Origin of the sequence: Rubritalea sp. (assembly GCF_051252225.1) — a bacterium.
Lineage (GTDB): Bacteria > Verrucomicrobiota > Verrucomicrobiia > Verrucomicrobiales > Akkermansiaceae > Rubritalea.
Genome location: NZ_JBPOGE010000019.1, coordinates 39,779 through 52,579, shown reverse-complemented (window position 1 = coordinate 52,579; position 12,801 = coordinate 39,779). Strand labels below are relative to the sequence as shown.

Sequence of the window (12,801 nt, the reverse complement as noted above, 5' to 3'; positions counted from 1 at the left end):
TCGTGCCATTCGTGCCATTCGTGCCATTCGTGCCATTCGTGCCATTCGTGCCATTCGTGCCATTCGTGCCATTCGTGGTAAAAGCCGTTCCATCAACCCAGCTCCATCAACCCAGCTCCATCATGCTGGCACTTTCGCCCCTTTCGCCTATTTCGCGGTAAAAAAAACTTCATCCTGCTACCCATCTCAACCCACACTCCTTTCGCTAAACAACCACATCCCACTTCACGCAACACAATCTCCTAATAAATTCAATTTACGCAACATGAGTTTTACGATTGAATACGCGAGATTCACTATCACTCCCAATTTATAGAATAAACATTATGGCTGAAAATTACTTCAACACACTTCCTCTCCGCCGCAAGCTTGCTGAGCTTGGCGACTGTCACTTCATGGACGGATCTGAATTTGCACGTGGCACAGAAGCTGCACAAGGCAAGAAGATCGTCATCGTAGGTTGTGGCGCACAAGGCCTCAACCAAGGCCTCAACATGCGTGACTCAGGTCTCGACGTTTCCTACGCACTTCGCGATGCAGCTATCGCTGAAAAGCGCCAGTCATTCCTCAACGCTTCCGAAAACGGTTTCGCAGTTGGCACCTACGAAGAGATGCTTCCTACAGCAGACATCGTAATGAACCTAGCTCCTGATAAGCAGCACACATCTGTTGTTGAGACAGTGATCCCACACATGAAGGAAGGCGCTACGTTCTCTTACGCACACGGTTTCAACATCGTTGAAGAAGGCACACAGATCCGTAAGGACCTCACAGTAATCATGGTGGCACCTAAGTCCCCAGGTTCTGAAGTACGCGAAGAATACAAGCGCGGCTTCGGTGTTCCAACACTCATCTCCTGCCACGTTGAAAATGACCCAACTGGTGAAGGCATTGAACTCGCTAAAGCACTCTGTGTTGCTCAAGGCGGTCACCACGCTGGTGTACTTAACTCCTCATTCGTTGCTGAAGTGAAGTCCGACCTCATGGGCGAGCAGACTATCCTCTGTGGTCTCCTCCAGGCTGGTTCTATCCTCTGCTTTGACAAAATGGTTAAAGAAGGCATCGAAGAAGGATACGCATCTAAGCTCATCCAGTACGGTTGGGAAACAATCACTGAAGCACTCAAGCAAGGTGGCATCACTAACATGATGGACCGCCTCTCCAACCCAGCAAAGATCACTGCATATGCTCTCTCTGAAGAGCTTAAGGACATCATGCGCGACCTCTTCTACAAGCACATGGACGACATCATCTCTGGTGAGTTCTCCTCCACAATGATGGCTGACTGGGCAAACGACGACATCAACCTCCTCACATGGCGTAAGGAAACTGGTGAGACTGCATTCGAAAAGTCCACTGCTGCTGGTGAAATCTCCGAGCAGGAATACTTCGACAAAGGCATCGTTATGATTGCTATGGTTAAAGCTGGTGTTGAACTCGCATTCGAAGCAATGGTTGATTCTGGCATCCAGCCTGAGTCCGCTTACTACGAGTCACTCCACGAAACTCCACTCATCGCGAACACCATCGCTCGTAAGAAACTCTTCGAAATGAACCGCATCATTTCCGACACAGCTGAGTACGGTTGCTACCTCTTCTCACACGCTGCTGTGCCACTTCTTAAAGACTTCGTTGACGAAATCGGCCTCGACGTTATCGGCAAGGGTCTCTCCTCCGACGACACATCCGTAGACAACAAGCTCCTTGTAGACGTGAACTACAACATCCGTAACCACGAAGTCGAAGAGATCGGTGAGATCCTCCGTGACTCCATGGCGAACATGAAAGCTATCGTCTAACTTCTTAGACTAACACTTCCAAACAAAAGAGCTCAGGGTGCAAACTCTGGGCTCTTTTTTGTTCAAAAATCCCCCATCGCGACCACGCGATGCTAACCGTGACCTTCAGACCTTCGACAGTTCGAGCCACCAAGACACGTACTCAACTGCGCAGACACTTGAAACATAACACGTAATACTTAAAACAACGCCAAAGGCGTAAACATTTTAAGTATAAACCGTCACCGGCCCCACGCCACCAATCCCCTGCACAGCACGCAGCTTCTTCACCGCCTTCTTCACCATTTCAACGGCAGTGTCCGCTTCGTCCATCGTTATTAGAATGGAAAACGAAATCCTCAGCGAGCTCTTGGCCTGCTTAGCGGGAATTCCCATCGCTGTCTGCACATGCGATGGCTTTTGCTTACCCGTCATACAGGCTGAACCTGCCGAACAAGCCACCCCGTATTCATCCAGTAAAATAAGTAAGCCCGCTGCCTCACAGTCATCAAATGCAAGATGGCTCGTATTCTTTGTACGGAATTCCTTAGAGCCATTCACGTGAACGCCCTCGACTTCATCTAAAAGTCGATTCTCAAAGTGATCACGAATCGCGCCCACGCCAGCATGCTCATCGTCATCCAGTCGCTCACGCATCATCTCAGCCGCTTTCCCTAAGGCGATGATCGATGCCACATTCTCAGTTCCGGAACGTCGGCCGCCCTCTTGACCACCGCCAAAGAGTAAGGGATCAAACGAAACATTCTTGCGAATGTACAGCGCACCCACCCCTTTCGGCGCATGAAACTTGTGGCCAGAGATCGATAGGAAATCGACCTCAACCGTGGTGACATCCACGGGGCATTTCCCCACCGCCTGAATCGCATCTGAGTGAAATGGAATACCAGCTGCATGCGCGATCGAAGCTGCCTCTTCAATGGGCTGAACGACTCCAGTTTCATTATTCGCCCACATCAAAGTCGCAAAGCCAGCATCCTCTTGCGCACAAGCTTCTTTCCACGCTTCAAGATCCAGTCGACCATCTGCACCCACACCCACGAGCTCCACAGAATTCCCGCGTCGCTCAAGCTGCTCACAAGTACGTAAAATAGAACTATGCTCGATCTGGCTCGTGATAATTCGCTTGCCCTTACCAACCGCTTTAGCCAGCGAATACAGAGCCGCATTATTCGACTCCGTCCCACAACCCGTAAAAACAATCTCTTCCGCCTCCGCACCGATCAACGCCGCCACTTGCTCGCGCGCCTTCTCGATAGCCTTCTTCACAGCCTTCCCAGCCCGATACCCGCTCGATGGATTAAAGCATTGGTCCGTCAAATACGGCAACATCGCCTCAAGCACATCTGGGTGCACCTGCGTCGTCGCATTAGAATCGAGGTAAATCATGCCCAAACCCTAGGACTGACACACAAAATAATCTACCGCGAATTTTACCATTTTTCACCGTCAGTAATCACGATTACCCCTAACCGTACAGCAGAGCACAGACCTTCATGGACATTTAACCAGCCACATTCCAAATCGATCAGTCACCTCACCCATTTTATCCAAAAATCAAATAGTCATTTCCACTTGCAGTAGCCATTTTAATTTTGTTAGTTCCCATTAGTTTTTCCACCCGTCGTCCATGCAGCTTCCTTCTCTCACCCGACAAGCGACCTACCTAGAGCCTAAGACTTTTTCCTGACTCCTCCCTTGGCCCCATGTCCACCAACACCAAGAACAAAAACATGCACCTCTTCATCGCTGCCCACATGATTGAGTATATGATCAATCGCACGCTGAAGAAACTCAACGCAAGGGACATTGCAGTTATAGCCAAGACCTACCACGCCTGGCGCGGGGAGAGAAATGACGGTGACACCCCCATAAAACGCTTTAAGCTACGATGCTCGGATTCCGTCCTTATTGTAGTCATCGATATTGCACTAGGAGCTTGATATGGCAAAGCAAGTAGCAACTCCGAAGCAAGTTGGAGGTGGTGGATACACGTTTGAAGATCAGGTATCAGCGTCGTTTCTTTTGAAAATGTTGAGCGGCGACTATCCCCTTAGTGCGAATGAAGGGCAGATAGAATCCGTTCACTTTCAAAAACGAGTGGATGGTTGGTTTCTTGATGATGTAGTCCTAATGTTGCGTAAACCCGATGCAAGTTCGGGGGCCTTGGCGGTCTCAGTGAAGAGCAATACTCAGATCACCGATTCTGGATTCCCTTCGGACTTTAATGAGGCCATCTGGGAACATCGCCTTCACGTTGGAACGCAACAGTTCGACGTAAACACAGACTTTCTATCGCTCGCGACCGCGCCCATTGAATCCAAGGTAAAGACGGGATGGGACGGATTGTTGACCAAAGCTGTCGACGCTGACCCCGCCGCCTTTCCTGGTAGGCTTGCGACGGCAAACTATTCAAACGACGTCGAGCGAGCATTGTTCAGGAGCTTGCATTGTCCGCCAGCGATTGACGGGGCGAGGACTCCCGCAGACACCACTACATTGTTGAAGCGTCTGCGCCACTTTCAATTCGATTTTAACAGCGAACTTTCGGATGATGAGAACTGTTGCATCGCGCGGTGTGCCGACCTGCTTCGCGACGGAGGACAGGCTAAAGCAATTTTGTTGTGGAGACAACTCAAGCAGATAAGCAGGGAACTGGCTACGTCTGGAGGCGACCTCACCCGCGCGGCGTTGGCAAACGGTTTGCGTGCGACGTTCAGCCTCAGTGAGTTTCCCAATTACGTTTCCGATTGGGAGAAAATCTCAGCAGATTTCGCTATCCGCATCGATCGAATAAGAGATAGCCTCGCTGGACGCCTTGAGTTGTCCCGGCAAGAGGAACAGCTACCGAGTTACAGCGAGCCAATCACCGCTCTTGTTGGCGCAAGCGGTTCAGGCAAAACGGTGTTGGCAAAGCAAGTCGCGTCACGGGTTGCATCTGCAGGGCACGCGATCTGGCTCACCCCGGCAGACCTAAATGGCAGGTCACTTTCAATACAATTTTCTGACCTTAGGATTCGCCATTCTTTTCCAGAGCTCGTCGAACAGTCGATCGCTAATTCTGGTGTCATCGTCATTGATGGTATCGAACGACTCAACCAAGAAGGATTGTCGAACTTGGCTGTCCTGCTAAAGCTCGCACGGATTGACTCGGATTCAGCATGGACTTTTATCTTTACTAGTGTTGTCGATGCGTGGGAGAGAACGCACTTGGCCATTAAGCGTGCTTACGGAACGGCATTAAATGTCGCGGTGGAGACTGTTGAATTTCGCTTCGCATCTCATCGCGAGCAAATCGTTGCAGCATTCCCTCAGATTTCGCAAATGCTATTGCGACCACAACTAGCTAGCGTGTTCTCAAATCTCAAGATGCTTGACTTAGTTTTGACGAATGCAGCAGAAGATACTGAGTCAAACTCATGGGTCGGAGAAACCGATATCTTGGAGTGGTACTGGGCCCAACATATCCAAGGAGGTGCAAACGGAGTGGCACGCTCTCGTTTTATGCAGAAGATGGCATGCATCGAAGCTAACGAATTCTTGGTTGCGATGCCGATTGACCGTTTCGAGAGCGCAGAATGTCAGCTCGCTGAGGGTTTAATCTCAGAGCAAGTAATTTGGAACCGAGACGAAAGATTTGGCTTTGAGCATGACCTCTTGGGTGATTGGGCGCGGGCACGCTTCTTGTTAAGCAGGCAACAGGATATTGCCGAAATCGCGCGCGAGTACTCGCTCAATCCTCGATGGCATCGCCCGATTCGTCTTTTCGGTTTACGCCTACTTGAAGGCGAGGCAGACGTTCAACAATGGGAACAACTTGTTTTCCGACTCGCTCCTGAGGATACGCAAAGAGTCGAGAGTGACTTGGTCTTAGAGTCGATCGTCTTTGCTGGGAACACTGAATCACTGCTCCGTGAAGTCTGGGCGCAACTTGTCGCAGATGATGGCAAGCTTCTGAATCGCCTTCTCAGTCGATTTCTGCATAGTACAACCTTGCCCGATCCTCGCTTCGCGAGTGATCCGAGCCTCGGCGCAAGCCAACGAATTCCGTTTTGGCCACTTTGGTTGCCCGTCTTGAGAGTGCTTGCAGAGAAACGACCCGAGGCTATACCGATTGCGACCGAGAAGGTAACTCACATCGCGGATTTGTGGCTTAAGTGTTCCGGTCAGAATTGGCCTCTACGGAATGAGACCGGACAGATACTGATCGACTCCGCCCAATTTATCATCGAGGAAATTAAGTCGCAGGATTGGAGCGCAGATAGCGACTTGTGCAAAAGTGTATTCTCGCGCGTGCTTACCGCAGCATGTGTTTATCCCGATGAAGTGGCCGAACTTGCTCTTTCGCTTGCAGAACGTCGTGACGCGTCACCATTTGCCGCTGACGAAGAAGTAGAATCCGTAGAGTCAGAACTGCAGGATGGTGAAGCCGAGAAGGGTTTCGGAATCGCGGAGATCTATGGCCCACGAGGTCCACTATCCGACCCGTGGCCACAAGGCCCTCTTCGTCGAGTAGATCACAGAGTACACGATGGATTTCTGGCCGGTGACAATCCCCTAGAACATCTATTTACTGCGCGGCCGGAGGCAGGGAAAGAAGTATTGCTGGCGCTCTTAATAAGAGAGCCATTGCCACAGAATCGGAACTACTCTGATCACGGAATTGATGATTTTCTCCACGTTGAAGTGCAACACGATTGGTCGCCGCCGATGTACTTTCGTGGCCCGTTCCTGTCTTTCCTACGCAACAACCGAAAGCACGGCGTTGCAACCATCGTTGAACTGACCAACTTCGTGACGGATCGGTGGGCCGATAACCGTGAGAACCCGACGCCTGTAATAGTCACAAGCAGCCGCAGGGAAGAAGGCGCATACTTTGGTAGCAGCGATGCGTACTACTGGTATCGAGATTCAGTTCAATCACCTGACGCGGTTGTGCCCGCTCTTATGGCCTTAGAGCAATGGCTTTACCTTCATTTGGAGCGAGACGAACCAATTTCTTTGATAGTCCAGCAAATACTTGATACCTCGCACAGCACGGCGCTACTCGGGGTTCTTGCGGCAGTTGGGAGACGCGAGCCGAAGCTCTTCAACAATGAGCTTAGCCCCTTGGTGCCTGTGTGGCAGTTACAAGTTTGGGAGGAGCATTACCAAATTGAGCAAATGGAGTCTTCTCTACACGGCATGACCATGATGCAGTGGTCGCGATACGGGGAGTCGATTTGGAACATCGTTCACAAGTGGCACATGCTCGAACATCGAAAAACGACACTCGGCAATGTGCTATTTCAACAATTCCTCACCAATGAGGAATCACGAAACATGTTAGTCGCCGTGCAAAAGCAATGGGCGAAAAAAATTGAGGAGATGAGCGAATCAGAGGACACCGGATTCATGGAGAGGATCGCATTACAGTTTGACGAGAGCCAGTTGCGAATGCGTAGGGTTGAGAATGGTATCGTCATGGAATTAGAAGAGCCAAGTGAACGTACTGAAAGACTTGCAGCGGTAAGGGAAAACAATGAGAAACACATGGCAGTTCTGACGTTCCCAATGACATGCCGAAAGATGATCGATGAACGTGCCTCGCTTGAACCGGATCAAATCAAAGATTTTTGGGTAAGGCTGCAAGGAATTGAGGCCGACGCCGATGACGCTCGAAGTCGCGGAGACAGACCCGAAGACGCGATTGTGGGAGGGATCGCAGCACTATCGGTTCTGCATAATGATTGGCTCGAAGCTGATCCCGAACGCGAGAAATGGTGCGCCGAACAGTTTTCAAAAGTTCTTAAGAATCCTCCGGCACATCCACAGTTCCACGTACCCGAGTCTGTAAGCAATTATCATTGGGACAACTTTGCCGCAATGCTGTTGCCGCAAATGCTCGCCAAGGATCCCACTGATGATGGAATCAGAGCGATGTATGCCAATTTTGCGCTAGCGTACAACTACAGCGTTACTGAAGATCTCATGAAGTTCGCTTATGAGCAGCGCGAGTCATTAGGAGACGATTTCCTGCGCCTCCTGCATCTAATCGTTCGAGCATCAGGAATTCGCAACATCAACACGGTCACACACGGAGGTAACAGTATCTGGGATTGCCCCGATATCGACTATGACATCGGAGCGCTGTTCAATGAGTTGATTGGGCAATTCGCTGATTCAACACTTGAACCCAAACTCCCCAATCTATGTGAGGTTGCCGAGAACGCCACCGATACCATCGTCGAGATGGTGCAAAAGCAACACGACATCTCGTACGACGAACCAACGTCGGAAGAGATTAAAGCCTCCATTGCAAAACGGATCAGACGTGGTCGCGGATTTGAGCCAATGCAACTGCGTGCAGCATTTAGTTGGCTGACTGAAGCCGAGTCTGCCGCCGACGAGTTGCCCGCCCGCATTGAATGCCTTGACAACCTCCTTCGAGGTATTCTGCACCCGCTTGGTGGCATTGAAGAGGCGCTACTCGATGACAATGACGACAATTCGTTTTTTTCTACGCCGGGACAATGGGACACATGGATATTCGACTTCATTGCAGCAACTATTCCGCGAATTAGTGACAAAGCATCAGCCCAACGACTCTGGGAACCCATAATGTCGTTTGGGTTGGAAAGAGTTCATTGGGTTGATTCGTTTATCTCTTCCTTCTTCATTCATGGGCTCAGGATTGAGGGCTGCGTCAAGAACTTCTTCCTCCACTGGAAGGCAATGATCGCTTTTGCCTGGACGGCACAGAATTGGCGGCAAACAGAGGTGCGGAACCATCGTTCAGATGATGAGTTGTTCCGGCATCTCATGGGCTTTAGCAGTTTTGGTGAGGGCTACTTCGAAGACGAAAAGTATCGAGCTTCCGTGGCGACGATGAAGCCTGAATTTGATAAGTGGACTGACGAGTTTTTCCCACATCCCAAGACGACAGCTGCCTACGCTCGATTCTTGACCTTTCCATCAGCAGTCGACTACGTGCGTGACGGAGTAGCGAAACTCGCCGAGGTATCGAGCCAATTCGAGGAATGGCACTGGGGCGACTTCTACCACCTTGAGCATGCACTCTTGAAACTGCTGGAATATGACTGGGAAAACAACTCAGCCCAAATCCAGTCGGACCATGTGGTTCGGAAACAGTTTTCGACGATTCTAAAAACGATGTCTGACCGTCAGGTGCCGCAAGCATTGGAACTACAGGATAAGATGGTGCGGTCGAAATAATTATGTTAACTGCTGCTGACTCCCTGCCGAACGCCACCTGCATAGGCTTCACCAGCACACCCAATGGTGTCTTGGTCAAATTCGTGAATAGTTACACAATCACCTAGTCGTTCGCCAACCAGATCACCGTACCCTTATTCCAACTAATCAATACTCACCCCCACCCTCTCACACCATGCCAGTAGCCACCATCCTCAACTACACCTTAGGAATATGCCTAATGCTAGTTCCTACTCTTTTGATGCTATGGAGCTTGAAGCGTGTCGTCGCCAATGAAAAGCGACATAGCCGTTCACCATTTTCAGATAAACTCCTACGCCCCCCGGGCGAGTCTTTGCGTATCAAGATCATTGAGTTAGAAGATCAGCTCAACGAAACTGTATCGAGCCTTGGATTCGCTTTGATTGCCCCAGGTCTATTCTTTTTGTTGGTCGCCAAATTACCGCTGCTATCACTCCTTGTCGCCATGTTGTTCGCCAGCGCAATAGGATGGGGGATCGCGTGGAAGTACTGGAAGAAATTGCTCCGCATCCGTAGAGGCGTTATGAACTACCGACTGGGTTTCGATGGTGAGCGATGCGTGGGAGCTGAGCTCAACCCCTTGCTGGCACGCGGCTACTATGTGTACCACGATTTTCTTTTCGACATGCGGCCCGGTGGCGAAACGAGCAATTTCAACATAGATCATATCGCCATTGGCCCTGAAGGAATTTTTATCATCGAAACCAAGGCGAAGAGGAAATCACTCAAACCACCAGTAAACGAGCTGAAGCCTGAGCAAATTGCTGTGGAGGGTAAATCACGCGAGACCGCGACCCTGCGCTTCCCCGATGGTTCGATTGATGAAAAGCCGATCAAGCAAGCACTGAGACAGTCTGAGCAATTCCACCGCTGGCTCAAGATGCCGAACATCACCGATGCCGAAGTCCGACCGATTGTGGTCTACCCAGGCTGGTGGATTCGTTCAGACAACTGGAGCAAGCTCGGCGTCCAAAGCGCCTCAAAGATTGCAGATCGCCTCCCCGCTCTCGCTAAAGGAAGGCGCCTCCGACCCGACGAAATAAAAGCCATCGCAGCCCGTATCGAAGACAAATGCCGCGACATCGAAGGCGCGAGGTAACCGCACAGCATGTAATGCAGATCAGATACGATCATCGTATCACAACACAACACAGCTCTACCTACCCACCACCACCTAACTGATAGAATGTTAATCGATAGACACCTTAATAACATCATCGAAGTAGCCCTAACTCGCCATCTAGAGATACTTACCTATATTTTATAAACCTTTTATTAGCAGCGATGGCATGTGAAAGCCATGACCATAAAGTTGACTCTTTAGGCACTTTCCGACAAAGCCCATAACACAGGACCCTAGTTCACAGGAAAAGCACAGCATTCATATGCTCTGAACTAGATCTTGCTCTTTGTATCTTATTCTATAGTTTGCACCGCGTCTAAGAATGCGTGTGCCTAATAATACTCCCACTGTTGATTCAGAAATCCTAACAGCGAAAATTGCTGAATGGGATCACCAAAAGGGCTTTGGATTCCTAAAGCACAACAAACAGAAGTTATTCCTACATCACAAGGATTTCGCGGAGAAACATAAGCGCCCCGATGTAGGCGACCGCGTTCATTACAAGCTCGGTTCAGATAAAAGAGGTCGCGCGTGCGCCATTGAGGCAGTGCATGTGAACGATGGTGGAAAGCTCACACCTACTGCTATACTTACACTCTTCTGCCTTCTGGTTCTCCCACTACTCGTAGCCAATCGACTAGCTTTGGGCTCTGACGAGCCCACTACCTATTTTTTAATAGGGTTAGCCATATTCCTCTCGATCAACCTTTTCACCTACAAGGCTTACAAAGATGACAAGCAGAGAGCGCGTGCTAAAGAATGGAGAGTTTCAGAGGGAACTTTGCATTTCTTGAGTCTGATTGGTGGATGGCCAGCGGCATTTCTGGCGCAACGCAAACTGAGGCACAAATGCTCGAAGTTGAACTTCCAGTTCACCTACAAACTAACAGTAGCACTCTACCTTTACCTCTCGCTAGACTATCTACTCCATTGGTCGCTGCTAAGAACTTTACTCCTCGCAGTAAAATCACTTTCGGAGAGCTAATCTACCTAACTGATAGAATATTAATCAATACACACCCGAAAACACATCGTTTATATTGATTAAAAATGTCCCCCCTCATTCCATCGCTATCAGCCAATATTCAGAAACAGTCTAGCTCGCTTGACTGACAACTTTACTCATTGTTGACCCATCCACCTCTCTCAGACTCTTCTTTGAATACTTTCGCGTATTTCTCGATAAGATCAAAACCCTGCAAGGAAATCCCCCATTCGTAATATTAGTGAGATCCGAGCTAAACAAGCTCCATCGTCCCAGCCCATTTCGAACCTTTCGTCTATTTCGCGGTCCAATCCTCCCTATTTGCAAAGCCCCCATTCGTGAGATTCGTGTCATCCGTGGTAAAGGTTACATCATTCTAGCCTTTTCGAGAATTTTGCCTATTTCGCGGTGAAAATAGCCACCTTCGGATTTACAAAAACTTTGATTGGAACCTAGGCGCATCCACGCTTATCTTCCAGCCAAGCAAGCCAAGACACATCATTATGATCATACTCACTCAATCATCTATCAAAGAGGTCAAGAACCTCCTCGCAAAGAAACAAGCAGAAGCGGGCTCTGGACTCCGCCTCTCCGTTGAAAAAGGTGGCTGCGCTGGCATGCAATACGTGATGGAAGTCGATCAACCACACGAAGGCGACACTACAGTCGAAGATGATGACGCAATCGTACACGTTTCGGCAGACTCTGAACAATACCTCAAGGGCTGCCACCTCATCTACGAATACTCACTTTCTGACTCTGGTTTCAAAATCCAGAACCCGAACGCAGCGCGTTCTTGCGGCTGTGGCACATCCTTCGAAGCCAAAGGTGAAGAAGGCACTTACGACCCAGCTAACGAGTGTAAGTAACCCTAACACTAAGACCACTCAGTGCCGCGCGATCGCGAAGACGACAGCCTTGTCGCTCGAATCCTTCAGAAAAAGCCACCCCTATTTTGGTGGTTTTTACTGAATACGACAATGCTCTGCATCGCGATTCTCAGCTGGGTGTTCTTTCTAGAGATTTTTGGGAACCCACATCATGCACGCAACTATGTCTTGCTAGAGAAGATGGGTCGCCACCAAGAGGTGACAGGATTCGACTCCCTCACAGCCCCAAGTGGCAAGGCTTACAATCCTCGTTCACTCTATAAAAAGTACTACAACCTCAACCCAGAGGATATGGCGCTGCTTAACAAAGAGCTAAAGCGCGTCTACGTGGGCAACCTCAAAGACCCAAGCTATAACACCTATGTCCAAGGTCAGTTCCGCGTGCTGAACACCCGTGTTCTTGGTGAGAATGACTTTATTCAGAATGGCATCGCCATTCAGGCACAAGCTCTCGTGCAGCCAGATGCTTTCCACCCACCTACTCCCTACCTAGTACTTATTGAATGGATTCTTCCGGGCGCACCAGCTAGCGCTACACAGTCCTATCAGCTTGGAGATGTGTTGGAACTCAGAAAAAACCCCTACTATCCATTAGTCTTACACTCAGTGAGAGTTCCACGACCTGGCGATGAACCGCTCATCTCACTGAGCTGTGTGCCGCTTGTGTATGATTCCACTATCACTCCTCCGCGTGGAGACGCATTTACCATCACTCCCGCGGAGAGACTCAACCTCCGTGGCTCCTTCCCCATTTTCACAAAGAAATAATCT

General features: G+C 49.8%; 9 protein-coding genes. 8 read left to right on the top strand and 1 reads right to left on the bottom strand.

The genetic code is table 11. The features are described from left to right. Both ACSHX2_RS13720 and ilvC read left to right on the top strand, forming a co-directional pair. On the top strand, positions 1 to 316 hold a 316-nt coding region (locus ACSHX2_RS13720; RefSeq protein ID WP_435693520.1), incomplete at its 5' end, for a hypothetical protein. 10 nt (positions 317 to 326) lie between these two features. Continuing rightward, positions 327 to 1,799 carry a ketol-acid reductoisomerase gene (gene ilvC, locus ACSHX2_RS13715; protein WP_435693519.1) on the top strand — a complete coding sequence of 491 codons (1,473 nt, stop codon included), beginning with the start codon at positions 327 to 329 and terminating at the stop codon, positions 1,797 to 1,799. Positions 1,800 to 2,006: 207 nt separating this feature from the next. Here the strand turns inward: ilvC and ACSHX2_RS13710 are convergent, their stop codons facing one another. Then, positions 2,007 to 3,185 carry a cysteine desulfurase family protein gene (locus tag ACSHX2_RS13710; protein WP_435693518.1) on the bottom strand — a complete coding sequence of 393 codons (1,179 nt, stop codon included), beginning with the start codon at positions 3,183 to 3,185 and terminating at the stop codon, positions 2,007 to 2,009. Positions 3,186 to 3,502: 317 nt separating this feature from the next. On the opposite strand from ACSHX2_RS13710, the gene ACSHX2_RS13705 reads away from it, so the two are divergent. The 6 genes from ACSHX2_RS13705 to ACSHX2_RS13680 all read left to right on the top strand — a co-directional run bounded on the left by ACSHX2_RS13705 (position 3,503) and on the right by ACSHX2_RS13680 (position 12,798). Continuing rightward, entirely contained in the window at positions 3,503 to 3,739 is a 237-nt protein-coding gene (locus ACSHX2_RS13705) for a hypothetical protein (RefSeq protein WP_435693517.1), read from the top strand. Positions 3,740 to 4,418: 679 nt separating this feature from the next. Further along, a complete protein-coding gene (locus tag ACSHX2_RS13700; RefSeq protein WP_435693516.1) occupies positions 4,419 to 9,011 on the top strand; it encodes an AAA family ATPase in 4,593 nt (1,530 codons plus the stop codon). A gap of 175 nt (positions 9,012 to 9,186) precedes the next feature. Beyond that, positions 9,187 to 10,131, top strand: a complete 945-nt coding sequence (locus ACSHX2_RS13695; RefSeq protein WP_435693515.1) for a nuclease-related domain-containing protein — start codon at positions 9,187 to 9,189, stop codon at positions 10,129 to 10,131. A 352-nt stretch (positions 10,132 to 10,483) separates the two neighbouring features. Then, on the top strand, positions 10,484 to 11,140 hold the full coding sequence (locus tag ACSHX2_RS13690; protein ID WP_435693514.1) for a DUF1294 domain-containing protein: 657 nt from the start codon (positions 10,484 to 10,486) through the stop codon (positions 11,138 to 11,140). A gap of 503 nt (positions 11,141 to 11,643) precedes the next feature. Continuing rightward, a complete protein-coding gene (locus ACSHX2_RS13685) occupies positions 11,644 to 12,009 on the top strand; it encodes a HesB/IscA family protein (RefSeq protein WP_435693513.1) in 366 nt (121 codons plus the stop codon). A gap of 21 nt (positions 12,010 to 12,030) precedes the next feature. Further along, on the top strand, positions 12,031 to 12,798 hold the full coding sequence (locus ACSHX2_RS13680; protein ID WP_435693512.1) for a hypothetical protein: 768 nt from the start codon (positions 12,031 to 12,033) through the stop codon (positions 12,796 to 12,798). Positions 12,799 to 12,801 lie beyond the last annotated feature (3 nt).